The sequence below is a fragment of the Pseudomonas sp. HK3 genome (assembly GCF_052920985.1).
Genome location: NZ_JBREXD010000001.1, coordinates 366,393 through 383,295 on the forward strand (window position 1 = coordinate 366,393; position 16,903 = coordinate 383,295).

Sequence of the window (16,903 nt, forward strand, 5' to 3'; positions counted from 1 at the left end):
AATGGTGCTTCCATGCAAAAACATGACCAACTGGTCAAATTATTTATAACCCGCAATAACGCCATATTTAATGACTAAATCTTCAATAGTCGCACCCGCTCAAAACACTGCGCACCATATGGGAACACTTCAGCGTAATTAATGGGAATGGCAGTAACACACGTGACGAAGGTAAATGGCTTTGCTAATATGGCGCCTTGGCAGATTAACACGCAAGTCACTGCCATGTTCCAACTCCCATTGGTGCATGGTCGCGCGTTAATAAATCAAAGCCGCATGCATCATTATTTTTAAGGAATACTGACATGCACGCCAACCCTCTGTGGATAAAATCCCCCCTCGCCACCTTCAGTGGTAAAACCAATCAAAACCAACATATTGCCAACGGCATTGTTATCCATAATGGCGTCATCACTGAATGCTTAGCCACTGGCCAGCAGCCCTCCATTGCACATTACGATGTATTCGATGCCCGTGAACATGTATTGCTACCAGGGCTTGTAAACACCCATCACCATTTTTATCAAACCCTCACGCGGGCATGCCCGCCAGCGCTAAACAAAAAACTGTTTCCTTGGTTACAAACGCTTTACCCTATTTGGGCGGGCTTACAACCCGAGCAACATGCTATAGCAACTGAATTGGCCATGGTGGAGTTATTACTCAGTGGCTGCACCACCGTGAGCGATCATCACTATTTATTTCCACAAAGCTTAACCCATGCCATAGATACTCAAGTGAAGGTGGCTCAATCGTTAGGCATGCGAGCGACGTTTACACGCGGCAGCATGAGCCTAGGTCAAGACCAAGGTGGCTTGCCGCCACAGTCAGTGGTGCAAACTGAGCAAACGATTTTGGACGACAGCGAGCGATTAATAAAACAGTACCATCAAAAAGATAACTTAATAGAAATTGCGCTCGCCCCTTGCTCACCTTTTTCTGTCACCACTAACTTAATGCATGATAGCGCTGCACTGGCAAAACAATTTGATGTCAATTTGCATACACACTTAGCCGAAACCGAAGATGAAAATAGTTTTTGCCTAAACATGTTTGGGATGCGCCCACTCGATTATTTAGAAAGCGTAGGCTGGATGCATGAGCGTACGTGGCTTGCTCATGGCATTCATTTTAACGACGATGAAATTAAACGCTTAGGAAAAGCAAAAGTCGGCATCACCCATTGCCCTTCATCAAATATGGTATTGGCCTCGGGGATTTGTCGCATCAACGAATTAAAAGCCGCAGGTGTTCGTTTAGGTTTAGGAGTGGATGGCAGCGCCAGTAACGATCACAGCAACCTTATGCAAGAAATTAGACAAGCCCTGCTGATTCAACGCTTACGCTATGAAGCGGATGAATTTACTCACGAAGATGCCCTAGCGCTTGCAACATCGGGGTCAGCAAGTGTGCTAAATCGAAATGATATCGGTGAGCTAACTGTCGGTAAAAAAGCCGATATAGCATTATACAAACTCGATGAACCTCGCTTTAGCGGCAGTCACGATGCCGTTGCTGCACTGGTACTATGTGGTGCTTATAAAGCCGATGCGGTGATGATTGATGGTCACTGGAAAGTCAAAAGCGGGCAATGGTTAGGCGGCGACATTCATGCGCTCATGGCAAAACATACCAAATGTGCGACTGAGCTTTTTCAAACTATTTAAAAATATGAACCGAAATATTCGTAAAACTAATTGAAATTAAGTGTGCGTTAAAACTATGGCATTGCGCGATATTTTAGCAGTAATTCAATCACTTCGTGGTCACTGTTACTGCTAGCAAGCGCATCGTCCATCGTTGGTCTTTGCGGTAAACGAATGTTTAATTGCATTCGTAGGGCTTCTTCTACTTGTGCATCTGAATTTGGATCGAGGTCTTTACCAAAAAAGTTACAAATTCGCTCGTGTAAAAATGCTTTCATCGCAGTAGGCGCCGTTGTTTGAGAATTCATCCAATACTCCTAAGATACTCATTATTTATCCTGTTACTTTAGCGAATCTAGTTATATAAATCACTATTGACTCATAAATAACAGGCAATAAAAAAGGGTAAACCTAATAGGCTTACCCTTCTTTTAATCAAACAATGTGCAATTTAGATAGCAACAATGTTTTCTGCTTGCGGGCCTTTTTGACCAGTCGTAACAGTGAACTCAACTTTTTGGCCTTCAGCTAAGGTTTTGAAACCTGAGCTAGTGATAGCACTAAAGTGTGCAAAAACGTCTGGACCAGATTCTTGCTCGATGAAACCAAAACCTTTAGCTTCGTTGAACCATTTAACTGTACCGGTAGTTGTAGACATAATAATATCCTGAATTTTTTAATAAGTTATTGCCTTAAAAAGGCATGAATTGCGTAAAAATTTTGACTGTAACTTAAAAACTGCAGGACGGAGGTTAATACGAATAAAACTGCGAAATGTAGATTGTAAATAATAGACGTTCTTTCTAGCTGCTGTAAACTATATAGAGCTAAGACCCAGCTGTCTACTAATAATTTAAAAAACTTATAAATGGGCCTGTAACGCCCATTTAATCAGCACATCTAATTATTTTTCAGTGGCCCAACGTATCATTTGACTGCGCTCTTGTTCCGTCATATTGGTCATGTTTGCCAAGGGCATATACTTTGTTTGAACCGCTTGTAGTATCCGAGGTTTATTGGCATTAAGTTGGTCAATGTTTTCTAATGCAATGCCACCTGGTGCCGCTGCAAAGCCTGGTTGTGTTGGCTTTACTGCATGACAAGAGGCGCAGCGTTGTTGCGAAATACTCACCACCTGGGCATCGGTAATTGCGTCATCTGACATATCCACAGGTTTTGGTAGCATGTAGCCAATAATGGCAAACAAGAAAACCAAACCAGCCACTAATATCCATGGCTTGTGTTGCCCTTGATGTTTTAAGTTAAAGTAATGACGCACAAACGCCGCATTAAAACTGATCAAGGCCAAAATCAACCACGCCTGCTCATGGCCATACGTCATGGGATAATGATTACTGATCATGATGAAAATCAACGGCAGCGTAAAATAGTTATTATGGGTAGAACGCAACTTAGCAAATTGAGCTGGCTTAGCATCTGGTTTCTCGCCAGCTTCAATGGCCCGTACAAGTTCACGCTGCGCGGGCATAATGCCAAAAAACACATTACCCGTCATGATGGTGCCAATGAGCGCACCGACGTGTAAATACGCGGCACGATCACTAAAGATTTCACCCAATGCGTAAGCCGCAAAAATCAAACCTGAAAATAAAATAGCGCCAAATATCTTAGGGGTTTGCTGCAACGGACTTTTCACTAATGCCTCATAAAAAACAAAGCCACCGACTAAAAATCCTAAACTAATGCCAATAGCCTGTAATTGCGTGAGGGCCATTTTACTTGGATCAATCAAGTATTGATCAGCGCCCCAGTAATACATAATGCATAACAGCGCAAAACCAGTTAGCCAGGTTGTGTACGCCTCCCATTTAAACCAATGTAGCTTTTTAGGCATGGCTTCTGGTTCAAGTTCGTATTTAGCCACTTCATAAATGCCACCACCGTGAATCGCCCACAAGTCGCCTTTAATGCCTTTATCTTGTTTCCATTGCGGCGGCGTTCTTAGGTTCAAATCTAACCACACAAAATAAAATGAGGCGCCAATCCAAGCAACACCTGCTATTACGTGAAACCAGCGAAAAAACAAATTCAACCAATCAACTAAGTATGCTTCCATATTATTCTCTATTCAGTCACTTCAATACATTCAACGCATGTTTTTTAACGTATTACTGCTTTTTATAAACAGATTTACCTGCCACATAGGTTTCACTAATAGCGCGATCATCACCGAGAATCATCAAGCTAAACAACACTTCATCTAGGGTTTTACAGGTGCCTATTTTACGAGCTATTAAATCGGTACTGGCCAAATCCATCACGATAAAATCCGCTTCTTTACCGCTTTCAAAATTACCGATTTTTTCATCAAGGCTAAGGGCTTTAGCATTACCCAATGTAATCATATAAAACGCTTCACGGGCTTGTAGAGCATGCCCTTTAAGCTGGCAAATTTTATACGCTTCGTTTAGGGTTTGAAGCATAGAGAAACTCGTACCACCGCCCACATCCGATGCCACACTCACTGGCACGTTATATTGTTGCGCTTGTTTTAAATCAAACAGACCACTGCCTAAAAATAAATTTGAGGTAGGGCAAAATGCAATGCCGCTTTGTGTTTGACTAAGGCGTTCGAAGTCTTCTTGCTCTAAATGCACACCATGTGCAAATACACTGCGTGAACCTAATAAACCATAATGGTCATAGACATCTAAATAACTTTTTCGCTCGGGAAACAATTCTTTAACAAAATTAATTTCGTCTAAATTTTCAGACAAATGAGTTTGCATATAAACGGTTGGGTTATCTTTTAGCAACTGCCCTGCTTTCTCTAACTGTTCATGAGTGCTGGTGATCGCAAAGCGTGGTGTCACAGCATACAGTTGTCGACCATTTTCATGCCATTGATCGATAAGCTCTTGGCTGCCGTCAAAACTGCTTTGCGGCGTATCGCATAAATCATCCGGCGCATTACGGTCCATCATGACTTTGCCACAAATCATGCGGCTGTTGTATTGCTGGCTTGCATTAAAAAAAGCATTAACTGAGCTTTTATGCACGGTAGCAAATACCAAAGCTGTTGTGGTGCCATTTTTAAATAATTCGTTTAAGAAAAAGTGAGCGGTTTGGCTCGCTTTATCTTCATCTTTAAAACTAATTTCAGTAGGGAAAGTGTAATTATTTAGCCAATCTAATAACTGTGCGCCGTAACTGGCAATGACGTCCACCTGTGGAAAGTGCACATGGCTATCAATAAAACCTGGCATAATCAGTTTATTGTCGTAAGTTGTAATACTGACATCCGGATTATTGGCAATTACATCGCTTGCCTCACCTACAGCGACAATGTCACCACTCTTATCATCCACCAATAGTGCGCCGTCATTAAAGTGCACTAAATTGTCTTGTGTTTGAAAATGTAAAATTTGTGCACGGTAAATATGTTGAGCCATTGGATCTATGCCATCTCTTTAATTATTGCATTAATAGTATCTGCTTCAATTATAATCTTGCAGTCACTTGAAAAATTTTGTTCTTCTAAATTATTACCGGAACCTGCGCGATCAACAACCCAAAACACCTTCATGCTATCAAGTGCTAATAACGGGTGATGCCAAGTATTAGCGTGATAGTTAACCCCTTGGCCTTTAACAACAAACAACTTTAACGTCGCCGGGTCTGGTGCAGAATCACCTTCACATACCAGCACTAAATACGGCGTATCGTCACTGGGTAAAAAAGCTTGGCTGCCTAGCGGGTGGCGTTCCATCATCGTTATGTTCATGGGTAACGTACGAGGCTGGGCCCGAAAGATACTCATAATCGCTTGCGCGTTTTGTGCGCCGTCAAACTTTTTTTTGCCGTTAAGCTCAACGGTTGCCAATTTATGGAAACGCTCCGTGGTGCCTTCGTTAATCATAATTGGCTTGATGCTCTGGTCATTATCATCAATATGAATAACATCGCCAAATATCGCAAAAGCCTGCTCAGTTAATCGTTCAGGCGTGAGTTGAATCACCGTAGCCATTAAGAGCCTCTATAAGTAGAGTAACCATGTGCAGTGATCAATAATGGCACATGGTAATGTTCATTAGGGTGCTCAATTTTAAAATCAATGCTAACGCTTGGGTAGAAGCAGTTTTGATTTAAGCTTTTAAAATAGCCGTCTGTATCAAAAGTAATGCGATACACGCCAGATTCACGCTGTGCGTTCCCCATCCAATCGACAATACGACCATCACTGTTGGTTTTGCCTTCTGCTATTTCAATATGATCGCCATGTTCTATTTTGTATAACGTGACGGCCACATTCGTTGCAGGCTTGCCTAGGTTCACATCTAATATATGGGTTGTGATTGGACTTTTCATATTCATCCTTATTTTATTCAACGAAACCTAACAGTTTATTAATGCGCAGCGCCGTGATTTTACTTTGTTCAATTGCTGCGTTTTGTATTTCAGTGTGGCGATCATTCGGTAAACGATTGCGTAATATTTCTAACATTTGAGCCGCACTTTTACCGGTTGCATACACAATAAAAATGAAACCATTTTTTTCAAAGTAAACATCATTGGCATCAGCGAGATCCAATAATGTTTGTTCATTGGCGTTATCAACACCACTTTGCTCATTAGAAGCAAGGCCTTTGGTGCTGGCGTATTTTTCACGTAAGCTGTTTACATCACCAATCTTAGGATGCCCTTCAAATGCCTGAAGGTAATCCGCTTCGCTTAAGCGATTCCAGATCGTTAATGCGGTTTGATGCATTGCTTCATCACTTGCAAACGGTCGTGCAGCGGCCATGCCATTGATCCAGCTATCACTGGAGCAGCAACTTGCAAACACTTGTTGCGCTTGCTCGCTGTTTAATTGATTAATGTCATCAAATGTCATATCAGCCTCGTTGTGGATAACCAATAACACGCAAACGGCTAATGCCACCATCTGGGTACATATTCAAACGAATGTGACTAAATTGCTGACCAGCACTCACCACGTTATCTTTATAAAAATGTTCCGCATCAGCGCTTAATTTGGTTTGATTAATCACGGTTTGCCATTGCGTTGTATCATCTGGCATTTGCCCTGATTCAAGTAAAACTGCTTCTAATGTAAAGCTATCTGGGAAGTTACCTTTAAAGTGTGCTGTATCGACTACGACTTTTTCAATGCTGCCCACCGCGCCTAATTTAATAATAATCCAATCACATTCACGACCACCGCGACGGCGTTTGGTCTCCCAACCATCCCCCATGTTCTTGCCGCGATCTGGCATGATTAAATTTTCCATTGACGAGAAAAACATGTCACTACAAGCCAGCGGGCGTGCGCCATTTTTAATGTACGCTAAATCAATCGGCTCATTTGGCAAGAACCAATCCCAATTAATACTCGGCTCGCCGTACACTCGTAAACGGGCAACACCGCCATCTGGAAAAATATTCAAGCGTACGTGGGTCCATTCGTTTGAGCTTTCGATATCAAAAAAGTTATCGCTATCAGGTTTAACATCGGATGTTTCTAAAATAGTAATCCAATTGGTATCCGATAACGGTGCGCCTTGAATCGAGCACGCTTCTATAGAGACCTTTTGCGGCGCATTACCGGCAAAGTGACGCGTACAAACATTAACGCCATGTACGATGCCTTGTGCACCTAGCTTAATGACACACCAGTCATGACCGACCACACGCTTACGGCGACTTTCCCAGCCATCCATCCATTTGCCTCGATCGGTGTACTTATCAAAAATAAACACCGGTGCATCGGGTTTTAATAGATTTTCCATTTCGGCAAAAAAATCATCACTGCAATCGAGTGTTTGACCACCAAGGCGACGACTGACTAAATCGATCCAAGTATTATATGGGTGTTGTTCTACGTTCAATTTTTTCTCCTGCCATAAAATTATTATGGACTTTAATTTTTTAAAATAATGTTCAGTTATTTAACTTTATTCGGCGTAGCAGACTGCACTGGCCCTTTGACTAAATCGTGTTTAATGGTTTGCCAGCTAACACCTTGGCGGATATTGGTTGCAGGCTTATGTAGCGCTATATGTTTGATTAATTGCGCTGAAATAGAAACCGCCACTTCCATGGGTAATTTACCCGCAATACTAAGCTCGCCTACTGGGCATATAAGCGAATCAATTACGTCTTGTGCAAAGTCTTTATGCTGCAAACGCATTTCAAATCGCTGCGCTTTTGTATCCGAACCAATACAACCCACATACGATAAGTCGCCACGCTTTAACGCACATTCAACCAGTTCGAAATCCAATTGGTGATTATGTGTGAGTATTAGCACTTGGCTGTTTAATGGAACCGCTTGCATGACATCAACAGGATGTTCGCTGTGGATGATTTCTATATTGTGAAACGGTTCATCGGGAAACATGCTTTCACGGCTGTCGACCCAACGTACCTTACCTGGCAATTGCGATAAAATAGCCATTAACGCTTTTGCAACATGGCCCGCACCAAATACCGTTAGGTTCAACCCTTTTATCTCGAAACTTTCAAATAACACACTGACACTGCCACCGCAGCATTGCCCTAAGCTTGCGCCCAATGGAAAGTGCTCAACATAGTTACCAACGGCTTGATCGACTAATAGTTGTTGTGCGTGTTGCACGACCTTGTATTCAAGATGACCGCCGCCTAGTGTGTCGTATTGTTGATCGGCTGTGATGACCATCTTACTGCCTTGATCACGAGGCACAGAACCAGCCGCCCCCATCACGGTGGCCAACACATAGGCTTGACCTTGTTGTTCGCATTTTACGACGGCCTCATACCAGTGCTGTGTTTTCATAAGGACGCCTTATGTTTTTGTGCAAACATCACCGCATTTAAAACACGCTCAGGTGTGGCGGGTGTGTCCATGGGCGGCGCAACTTTATAGTCCGCAACACTGGCCGCTGCATCACGTAACGCTAACCATACGGACATTCCCAGCATCAGTGGGGGCTCGCCCACGGCTTTTGAGTTGTAAATGGTTTGTTCATCGTTTGGTCGGTCAAACAACCGCACATTAAAAATGGGTGGCATATCGCTGGATGTTGGGATTTTATAATTGGCAGGTCCATTCGAAATTAAGCGACCCGTTTCATCCCAGTTTAATTCTTCAGTGGTTAACCAACCCATGCCTTGAATAAACCCGCCTTCAATCTGCCCGATATCGATCGCTGGGTTGATTGACTGACCCACGTCATGAAGAATGTCGGTACGCAATACGGTGTACTCACCCGTTAAAGTATCGATCTCCACTTCGCTGCACGCGGCACCCAATGAAAAATAAAAGAACGGACGGCCTGTGGCATTGTCTCGGTCGTAATGAATCTTCGGCGTTTTATAAAACCCCGTACTTGAAAGTGACACACGATGTTCATAAGCCATTTGCACAAACGAAGCAAAATCAAATTCCTCTGTGCCACGGCTGGTTTGAATGATCACATGATTATGTTCAAAGCGAATATCATCGTGACTCACGCTGAATTTTTCACAAGCAAATTCAATTAATCGTTGCTTGATCGTGATGCACGCATTTTGGGCAGCCTTGCCGTTTAAGTCAGTGCCTGATGATGCAGCAGTGGGCGATGTGTTCGGGACTTTTTCTGTATTCGTACTGCTCACTTGTACGGTATCTAAATCCACATCAAATTCATTGGCAACAATTTGTGCAACCTTGGTAAATAAACCTTGGCCCATTTCTGTGCCACCATGATTAATGTGTATGCTGCCATCTGTGTAAATATGAACTAACGCACCAGCCTGGTTTAAGTGTTGCGCAGTAAACGAAATACCAAATTTTACCGGCGTTAAAGCGAGGCCTCGTTTTTTATAAGCGTGCTGCTGATTAAATTCGGTTATGTCTTGGCGACGCTGACGGTATTCACTTTCAGCCTCTAATTGTTCAATGAGTTCAGCCATATGGTAATGCTCGATCGGCTGGCCATAATGCGTAGTATCACCATTTTTATATAAATTTATTTTACGTACATCTAAGGGGTCTTTACCTACTTTGCGCGCCACATCATCAATAATCAATTCAGCAACCATTGTGCCCTGCGGGCCGCCAAAACCTCGAAACGCCGTATTAGAAACCGTATGCGTTTTACAACGATGCCCGACTACTCGCGCATCTTGTAAGTTATAAGCATTGTCACTATGAAACATGGCGCGATCCACAATAGAACTTGAAAGATCAGGGCTAAAACCACATTTACCCGCCACCATAATATCACTGCCGATTAACTTACCGTCATCGTCAAAGCCCACCGTGTAACGATTTAAAAAATCGTGGCGTTTGCCCGTCATTACCATATCGTCTTGGCGAGCAAGTCGCGCTTTAACTGGTTGCTGTAAACGGTTTGCTAAAATAGCCGCCATACATGCCCAAGGTGCCGCTTGGGTTTCTTTACCACCGAAACCGCCGCCCATGCGGCGCACTTCTGTTTGCACATAGTTAATGGGTAAATCGAGTACTTCGGATACTAATTTTTGTACTTCACTTGGGTGCTGGCTTGAGGTGTAGACTTTCATGCCTTTGTCTTCAGTGGGCACAACATAACTGACTTGCGTTTCTAAATAAAAATGTTCTTGGCCTTTTACATACACTTCACCTTGCAGTTGGTTGGGTGCATTTTTAATGGCGCTTGCAAAGTCACCTTTACTCATAGTGTGTGTTGGATGAACAAAAAAGTTATTTTTAAGGGCATCTTCTACTTCTAATACAGCAGGTAGCGTTTTATATTCGACCTTTGCTAACAAAACTGCACGTTTAGCGTCTTCAAAACTAGTGGCGGCAAGGGCAAATAATGGCTGGCCAATGTATTCAACTTTTTCTTTTGCAAAAATAGGGTCCCCTTTAAAAACAGGACCAATGTCGGTTTCGCCTGGCACGTCATCAAACACAACCACATCTACTATGCCATCGGCTGATTTAACTGCGGATAAATCCATGCTGATAATTTCAGCATGGGCTTCACGACTTAACCCCACGGCCATATGCAGAGTGCCTGCCAGTTCAAGCATGTCATCGATATAAATCGCATCGCCTGTTACGTGTTTATCAGCACTTTCATGTTTTTGATCTTTGCCAATTTTGCCTTTTGCTGGGCGTTTTCTGCGCACGGAATAAGGCTCAAGTTTTGACGACATAAAACTCATATTAAAGCCCTCCCAAGCATTCTAAGCCGGTTTTGATCATTAAATTTTTGGCTACGTTTAAGCGATATTCTTTTGTTGCCCGAACATCTTTAATCGGCGAATAATCCTGTGCGATTTCATCACTTGCGGCTTCAAAGCTTGCAAGGTTAAACGGTTTACCGATTAAAGCGGCTTGTGTTTTTACTGCATGCAAGGGTGTCGCTGCCATGCCACCACAGGCAATGCGCGCATCAATAATTGTTTTATTATCATGCTCAATCATGACAGCCATTAACACTGCTGAAATATCATCGTCTTTACGTTTGCTTATTTTAAATACATGCAATCGTTGTTGCGCCGACAATTTAGGAATTGCTATGGCCTTTAAATATTCGCCCGCTTTTAAATCCGTTTGTTTGTAACCATGGTAAAAATCTTGTATCGCAATTTCACGTTCTCCCTGTGCACTGGATAAAACCAAGCGAGCATTGAGTGCAAAAAAGACGGGGGGCGTGTCACCAATGGGCGAACCATTAGCCACATTCCCCCCTAATGTGCCCAAGTTACGAATTTGGCGTGAGCCAATACGTTCAATAAGTTGGACAAACGAAGGAAAATGTTTTGCCAGTAGCGTTTCACTTTCGCTATAAGTGAGCATGGCACCAATGCGAACTTCTTTTTGTGAATGGGTCACGGCTTTTAATGATGCAATTTGATGCAAACTAATAATGCGATCAAACTGTTTAAATTGCTGCGTAATTTCTAAACCTAGATCGGTCCCCCCTGCCCATAACTTGGCATCTGGTAAGGTGGTTAAAAGCGTTTGTAAGTCTTGCTCTGATTGCGGCACATATAAATGTCGGCCATCTTTTTCTAGGTAAGGGGCCGTTGTTTTGGTGTTGTCCATTGGGTCAAACTGCATGACAGCCGCTTGGTTAATAACGGCGGTTGGCGCGGGTACTGGGTAATCAAACATGGCATGAGCCGCATCCATGATCGAGCGGTAACCTGTACAACGGCATAAATTGCCTGACAAAGCGATGTGAATGTCATGATCCGAAGCTGGGCCTTGTTTGTTATGCAGGCGATTAAAGTGCAGTGCGGTTAGTGCTGAAACAATACCCGGCGTGCAAAAGCCACATTGTGAACCGTGTTTATCGACCATGGCTTGTTGCACTGGGTGCAACTGTTCGGCTTCTTTAAGCCCTTCAACCGTAACAATAAACTGACCATGCAAGCTGCCCAACAATGTAATGCAGCCATTGATCGCCTGATACTCAAATTCGCCCGTATGGGTTTGCTGCCCCACTAAAATAGAGCACGCGCCGCAATCGCCGCCAGCGCAGCCTTCTTTTGCAGCAAGCTGCCTTTTATTGGTGCGAAGGTAGCGTAATACGGTCCAGTTTGGATCAATATCGTGCTCTTCAATCCAGTTTCCATTTAAACAAAAGCGAATCACGTTCATACCTCTTTACGGCCCTATCAGCGTATTTAGCGGGCTCTTTCCTATACGGATTAAAAGAGCGAGCGCGGGCGTGGGTTTATCTGATCATTACACAAAGCAATAAGCTGACCATTTAGTCAGAAAAAATCTTATTTGTCCAAAAATAAGTGCTCATAAGGCTTTTGGCAAAGTATTTGCTAATAACATCCTGTCCAAGTAGTCAGCTTTAGTTTAAAGGTTTTCATGTTTAATCAATCTATGGTCTTAAAGTAGTATGAATCGTCTGGCATTAACAGGTATTTGCAAACAATACCCCGGCTGTATGGCCAACGATGGCGTTGACCTCACGGTAGGCGAAGGAGAAATCCACGCGCTATTGGGTGAAAACGGCGCTGGTAAAAGCACCTTAATGAAGATTATCTATGGCGTGGTGAAACCGGACGCCGGTGCGTTTTTATGGGAAGGAAAGCCCATTACAGTAAGTGGGCCATCCCATGCACGCCGCCTTGGCATTGGCATGGTTTTTCAGCACTTTTCGTTATTTGAGACACTGACTGTCGTAGAAAACATTGCACTGAGCTTACCAAAAGCCCAAAGCCGCGACATGATGGCGTTGAGTAGCCGCATCAGTGACGTCAGCCAACATTACGGCATGGCACTCGACCCTCAACGTTATGTTCATACGTTGTCTGTAGGTGAGCAGCAACGGGTTGAAATTGTTCGCTGCTTATTACAAGACATTAAATTGCTGATTTTAGATGAGCCAACGTCTGTTCTTACCCCTCAAGAAGTAAAAGGCTTATTCGCCACGCTCAATCAGCTTGCGAGCGAAGGCTGCTCGATTTTATTTATTTCCCATAAATTAGATGAAGTCACCGAGCTATGCCATAGAGCCACTATTTTACGCCAAGGCAAAGTCAGTGGGCATTGTGATCCTCAACAAGTAAGCAGTCATGATATTGCTCGTTTGATGGTAGGTGACGACACGCCGTTGAATCAGGATTATCAAAAAGTAGAAGGTGGCAGCGTTGTGTTGGACATTGCCGACCTCAACTTTAAAAGTGATGACCCTTTTGCCTGCGAAATTAAACAGCTGCATTTAAAAGTAAAATCCGGTGAGATTTTAGGCATTGCTGGCGTTGCAGGTAATGGCCAAGACGAACTCATGCGTTTATTAAGTGGCGAAGAAACAACAAGCGCCGATGCCATTCGCTTACTCAATAAAAATATTGGAGCACTCGAGCCTATTGCTCGGCGCCAGCTGGGATTTGCGTTTGTGCCAGAGGAACGCCTCGGCCGTGGTGCCGTACCTGACATGTCGCTGGAAAAAAATACATTACTGAGCAGTGCTCATTTGGGCTTAGTCAAAAACGGTTGGATTAACATTGAAAAAGTCAAAAGCCTTGGCCAGCATATTTTAGATAAATACAAAGTAAAAAGTGCGGGGCTGCACGCACAAGCAAAAAGCTTATCGGGCGGGAATTTACAAAAATTTATTCTTGGCCGTGAAATAGAACAAGACCCTAAATTACTCGCCTGCTCTCACCCCACTTGGGGCGTTGATATTGGCGCAGCGGTTTTGATTCGCCATGCACTGATTGAACTACGAGATAAAGGCGCAGCCATTATTGTGGTATCAGAAGATATCGATGAGCTTTATCAAATCTGTGACCGTCTATGCGCCATTTGCGACGGTCAGCTAAGCCCTATTAAAAACACGCAAGATATCAATATTGAACAACTTGGCCAATGGATGGCAGGGCAATTTAAAAGCAGTGATCAGCCAGCAGTAACAGGTGCACCTGAATATGTTTAAGTTAGAAAAACGCCCTTTTGATTCGAAAGTAATGAGTTATTGCTCACCACTTATTGCATTAGTATTAACCCTGTTTTTTGGTGGATTGCTGTTTGCCAGCCTTGGTCATAATCCTTTTGAAGCGTTATATACCTTTTTCATTATGCCCCTAAGCGATGCTTATGGTTTAACCGAGCTTGGGATGAAAGTAGCGCCTCTTTTATTATGCGCAATGGGGTTGAGCCTCTGTTTTAAAGCAAAAATATGGAACATTGGTGCTGAGGGTCAATTTATTATGGGCGGTCTTGGTGGCGGCTTCATGGCTCTGCAATTTTTAAACACTGAATCGAGTTGGGTATTGTTACCCATATTATTGTTCGGTGCTTTATGTGGCTCAGCTTGGGCCGGATTAGCGGCACTGCTTAAAACAAAATTCCACGCGAATGAAATTCTCACCACCATCATGCTCAACTACATTGCACTTAACGCATTGCTCTGGGGCGTACATGGACCATTAAAAGACCCTAATGGGTTTAACTTTCCTGAATCAGCGATGTTTGCAGATGCGGCCATTCTGCCGTTACTTCATCAAGATTACCGCTTAACCATTGCCATATTTTTTGGCCTATTTGCCATGGTGGCCATTTGGACATTGTTATCGCGCAGCTGGCTTGGCTTTCAAATACAAGTATTAGGTGAAGATAAAGCCGCGGCACACTATGCAGGCTTTAAAGAAAATAAATTAGTTTGGTTTGCCTTATTAATGTGTGGCGCACTTGCTGGCTTAGCGGGCGTTAGTGAAGTGGTTGGGCCGATTGGTCAACTGATCCCTTACATTTCCCCTGGTTACGGCTATGCCGCCATCATTGTTGTATTCTTAGGTCGAATGCACCCATTGGGCATTTTACTGGCCAGCATGTTAATGGGCCTCACTTATATGGGCGGTGAAATGGTGCAAATTGAAATGAGCCTTCCAAAATCGATTACTGGTTTATTTCAAGGCATGCTGCTGTTCTTTTTATTGGCCAGTGATTTGTTGATTAGCTATCGCATCATCAAGATTAAAAAAGAAAACACCAATCAATCAGCCACCGCGTCATCGGCTGTATAGCCACCAGAATTTTAAAGGTTTAAACATGGATATTGATTTAATTACAAATATTTTATACGCCACCATTCGTACCGGCACGCCATTAATCTTGGTGGCGTTTGGTGAAATGATCTGTGAAAAATCGGGCGTATTAAATTTAGGCCAAGAAGGCATGATGCTGATGGGCGCCGTTGTGGGTTTTGTGGCGGCTGTGATTAGTGGCAGCTTAATGATTGCGATTTTAATGGCTATTTTAGCCGGCATTTGTATGTCGCTATTGTTTGGCTTTTTATCCATTACATTGGTTTCAAACCAAGTGGCCAGCGGCTTGGCTCTGACCATTTTTGGTGGCGGCTTGAGTGCTTTTATTGGTGCCAATTATGTGGGAATTGGCATAGAAGGCGTACCGCCGCTTGCCATTCCTGTTTTAAGCGACATCCCTATTATTGGTAAAGCCTTATTTCAACAAGATATTCTTGTGTACTTTTCATTTTTAATGGCTGGCATTTTATTTTTTGTACTCACCCGTACCCGCTTAGGTTTGAATTTACGCGCGGTAGGTGAAAACCCAGAAGCCGCCAATAGTATGGGGATTCATGTGCACGGTATTCGCTATATGGCCGTTATGTTTGGCGGCGCTATGGCCGGCTTAGCAGGCGGCTACTTATCACTGGCTTACACCCCATTATGGAGCGACGGTATGACAGCCGGTAAAGGCTGGATTGCCTTAGCATTAGTGGTATTTGCCAGCTGGAAAGTGGGGCGCATCATGTTAGGCGCATACTTATTTGGTATTGCCAGCATCATGCATTTAATTCTACAAGGCACAGGGTTTGAAATATCACCGAGCCTCTTAGCCATGCTGCCATATGCCGCAACTATCTTTGTGTTAGTGCTGCTTTCAAGTAACCAAAGTAAAGCGAAATTGAACGCGCCTATGTCATTAGGTGTGGCATATCGACCGCAATTATAAAAAGAATTTTTTGCAAACGTAAAAAATACATAACGAAAAAAAACGGAGAGATAAAAATGAAAAAAACACTACTTACTTTAGCGGGTACCGCACTACTCAGTTCGGCAGCGCAAGCTGAACAGTTTTGGTCAGACAACAGTGTTTCTGTTCTTTATGGTTCAAGCTATGAAGAACCATTTCAACAGGGCGATATTGATACCTATACAACCATTACACTGGAACATGTATCAGGCCATAGCTGGGGCGGATTATTTTACTTTGTAGATCGTCACAGTGGTGAAGGCTTCACCGATACTTATATTGAATTTAGCCCAACGTTTACACTGACAAAAATGGAAGGCACTCTTTCAAGCATCAGTGCCGCCTATACATTAGAAAGCGGTGCTGGGTTTGACAATCACTTATTTGGCGTAAGCGCTGGTATTACAGTACCAGGCATGGACTATTTAAATGTGAATTTATACCGTGCCGTTAATGATCAAATGGATATTGATAAAGGTGACGATAATTTACTGTCTGTTGTTTATGGTTACTCCAACGGCAACTTGACCATTGATGGCTTCATGGATTACCGTTTTGGTAATGATGGTAATGCGTTTGGTGATGTTGAAGACAGTATGAACCTAACCCCTCAAATTACTTATAACCTTGCACCTATGCTAGGGCTTAAAAATAAGTTAAAAGTCGGTATTGAGTACGCTTATTGGACCAATAAATTTGGGTCTACCGATGACCAAAATGCCGTTAGCTTACTGCTTAAAGCCCACCTTTAAGCCATTCCCAAAAAAGCCATACTCAGTATGGCTTTTTTGTTTTGGGGATTAAATTTTGTCCTTTATGC

Annotated in this window: 16 protein-coding genes; 5 read left to right on the top strand and 11 right to left on the bottom strand. The window is 43.2% G+C overall.

Annotated elements, in window-relative coordinates; all coding sequences use genetic code 11:
* The first annotated feature begins 305 nt into the window (after positions 1 to 305).
* Positions 306 to 1,667, top strand: coding sequence for an 8-oxoguanine deaminase (locus ACU6U9_RS01655; protein ID WP_446733346.1), 1,362 nt, complete (start codon positions 306 to 308; stop codon positions 1,665 to 1,667).
* A gap of 53 nt (positions 1,668 to 1,720) precedes the next feature.
* Here the strand turns inward: ACU6U9_RS01655 and ACU6U9_RS01660 are convergent, their stop codons facing one another.
* The 11 genes from ACU6U9_RS01660 to xdhA form a co-directional block, all read right to left on the bottom strand.
* Positions 1,721 to 1,954, bottom strand: a complete 234-nt coding sequence (locus ACU6U9_RS01660; RefSeq protein WP_446733347.1) for a hypothetical protein — start codon at positions 1,952 to 1,954, stop codon at positions 1,721 to 1,723.
* 143 nt (positions 1,955 to 2,097) lie between these two features.
* Positions 2,098 to 2,304: a cold-shock protein gene (locus tag ACU6U9_RS01665; protein ID WP_446733348.1), complete on the bottom strand. Its 207-nt coding sequence runs from the start codon at positions 2,302 to 2,304 to the stop codon at positions 2,098 to 2,100.
* Between the two features lie 246 nt (positions 2,305 to 2,550).
* Entirely contained in the window at positions 2,551 to 3,723 is a 1,173-nt protein-coding gene (locus ACU6U9_RS01670) for a urate hydroxylase PuuD (protein WP_446733349.1), read from the bottom strand.
* Between the two features lie 52 nt (positions 3,724 to 3,775).
* On the bottom strand, positions 3,776 to 5,059 hold the full coding sequence (gene guaD, locus ACU6U9_RS01675) for a guanine deaminase (RefSeq protein ID WP_446733350.1): 1,284 nt from the start codon (positions 5,057 to 5,059) through the stop codon (positions 3,776 to 3,778).
* Between the two features lie 5 nt (positions 5,060 to 5,064).
* The gene (locus ACU6U9_RS01680; RefSeq protein ID WP_446733351.1) at positions 5,065 to 5,634 is read right to left on the bottom strand and encodes an ureidoglycolate lyase; all 570 of its coding nucleotides are present in this window, start codon (positions 5,632 to 5,634) and stop codon (positions 5,065 to 5,067) included.
* Positions 5,634 to 5,975 (bottom strand): hydroxyisourate hydrolase, encoded by a 342-nt coding sequence (uraH, locus tag ACU6U9_RS01685; protein WP_446733352.1) that lies wholly within the window; start codon positions 5,973 to 5,975, stop codon positions 5,634 to 5,636. Before uraH ends, ACU6U9_RS01680 begins: the two co-directional genes overlap by 1 nt.
* Before the next feature lie 13 nt (positions 5,976 to 5,988).
* Entirely contained in the window at positions 5,989 to 6,501 is a 513-nt protein-coding gene (uraD, locus tag ACU6U9_RS01690) for a 2-oxo-4-hydroxy-4-carboxy-5-ureidoimidazoline decarboxylase (RefSeq protein ID WP_446733353.1), read from the bottom strand.
* A 1-nt stretch (position 6,502) separates the two neighbouring features.
* Entirely contained in the window at positions 6,503 to 7,495 is a 993-nt protein-coding gene (gene alc / locus ACU6U9_RS01695; protein ID WP_446733354.1) for an allantoicase, read from the bottom strand.
* 56 nt (positions 7,496 to 7,551) lie between these two features.
* Positions 7,552 to 8,424: a xanthine dehydrogenase accessory protein XdhC gene (gene xdhC, locus ACU6U9_RS01700; RefSeq protein ID WP_446733355.1), complete on the bottom strand. Its 873-nt coding sequence runs from the start codon at positions 8,422 to 8,424 to the stop codon at positions 7,552 to 7,554.
* The gene (gene xdhB / locus ACU6U9_RS01705; RefSeq protein ID WP_446733356.1) at positions 8,421 to 10,781 is read right to left on the bottom strand and encodes a xanthine dehydrogenase molybdopterin binding subunit; all 2,361 of its coding nucleotides are present in this window, start codon (positions 10,779 to 10,781) and stop codon (positions 8,421 to 8,423) included. The genes xdhC and xdhB overlap by 4 nt, the downstream gene beginning before the upstream one ends.
* A 1-nt stretch (position 10,782) precedes the next feature.
* Positions 10,783 to 12,219 carry a xanthine dehydrogenase small subunit gene (gene xdhA, locus ACU6U9_RS01710; protein WP_446733357.1) on the bottom strand — a complete coding sequence of 479 codons (1,437 nt, stop codon included), beginning with the start codon at positions 12,217 to 12,219 and terminating at the stop codon, positions 10,783 to 10,785.
* Between the two features lie 259 nt (positions 12,220 to 12,478).
* Between xdhA and ACU6U9_RS01715 the strand changes: the two genes are divergently transcribed.
* From ACU6U9_RS01715 to ACU6U9_RS01730, 4 genes are read left to right on the top strand one after another with little or no spacing between them, the layout of a single operon-like run.
* On the top strand, positions 12,479 to 14,020 hold the full coding sequence (locus ACU6U9_RS01715) for an ABC transporter ATP-binding protein (RefSeq protein WP_446733358.1): 1,542 nt from the start codon (positions 12,479 to 12,481) through the stop codon (positions 14,018 to 14,020).
* Positions 14,013 to 15,110: an ABC transporter permease gene (locus tag ACU6U9_RS01720; RefSeq protein ID WP_446733359.1), complete on the top strand. Its 1,098-nt coding sequence runs from the start codon at positions 14,013 to 14,015 to the stop codon at positions 15,108 to 15,110. Before ACU6U9_RS01715 ends, ACU6U9_RS01720 begins: the two co-directional genes overlap by 8 nt.
* Before the next feature lie 25 nt (positions 15,111 to 15,135).
* A complete protein-coding gene (locus tag ACU6U9_RS01725; protein WP_446733360.1) occupies positions 15,136 to 16,062 on the top strand; it encodes an ABC transporter permease in 927 nt (308 codons plus the stop codon).
* A gap of 56 nt (positions 16,063 to 16,118) precedes the next feature.
* Entirely contained in the window at positions 16,119 to 16,835 is a 717-nt protein-coding gene (locus tag ACU6U9_RS01730) for a hypothetical protein (protein ID WP_446733361.1), read from the top strand.
* Positions 16,836 to 16,903 lie beyond the last annotated feature (68 nt).

Coding starts and splice junctions, on each gene's coding strand:
- ACU6U9_RS01655 (WP_446733346.1), top strand. CDS start 306: ATGCACGCCAACCCTCTGTGGATAAAATCCCCCCTCGCCACCTTCAGT.
- guaD (WP_446733350.1), bottom strand. CDS start 5,059: ATGGCTCAACATATTTACCGTGCACAAATTTTACATTTTCAAACACAA.
- ACU6U9_RS01715 (WP_446733358.1), top strand. CDS start 12,479: ATGAATCGTCTGGCATTAACAGGTATTTGCAAACAATACCCCGGCTGT.
- ACU6U9_RS01725 (WP_446733360.1), top strand. CDS start 15,136: ATGGATATTGATTTAATTACAAATATTTTATACGCCACCATTCGTACC.
- ACU6U9_RS01730 (WP_446733361.1), top strand. CDS start 16,119: ATGAAAAAAACACTACTTACTTTAGCGGGTACCGCACTACTCAGTTCG.
- ACU6U9_RS01680 (WP_446733351.1), bottom strand. CDS start 5,634: ATGGCTACGGTGATTCAACTCACGCCTGAACGATTAACTGAGCAGGCT.
- ACU6U9_RS01670 (WP_446733349.1), bottom strand. CDS start 3,723: ATGGAAGCATACTTAGTTGATTGGTTGAATTTGTTTTTTCGCTGGTTT.
- ACU6U9_RS01665 (WP_446733348.1), bottom strand. CDS start 2,304: ATGTCTACAACTACCGGTACAGTTAAATGGTTCAACGAAGCTAAAGGT.
- uraD (WP_446733353.1), bottom strand. CDS start 6,501: ATGACATTTGATGACATTAATCAATTAAACAGCGAGCAAGCGCAACAA.
- ACU6U9_RS01660 (WP_446733347.1), bottom strand. CDS start 1,954: ATGAATTCTCAAACAACGGCGCCTACTGCGATGAAAGCATTTTTACAC.
- xdhC (WP_446733355.1), bottom strand. CDS start 8,424: ATGAAAACACAGCACTGGTATGAGGCCGTCGTAAAATGCGAACAACAA.
- xdhB (WP_446733356.1), bottom strand. CDS start 10,781: ATGAGTTTTATGTCGTCAAAACTTGAGCCTTATTCCGTGCGCAGAAAA.
- ACU6U9_RS01720 (WP_446733359.1), top strand. CDS start 14,013: ATGTTTAAGTTAGAAAAACGCCCTTTTGATTCGAAAGTAATGAGTTAT.
- uraH (WP_446733352.1), bottom strand. CDS start 5,975: ATGAAAAGTCCAATCACAACCCATATATTAGATGTGAACCTAGGCAAG.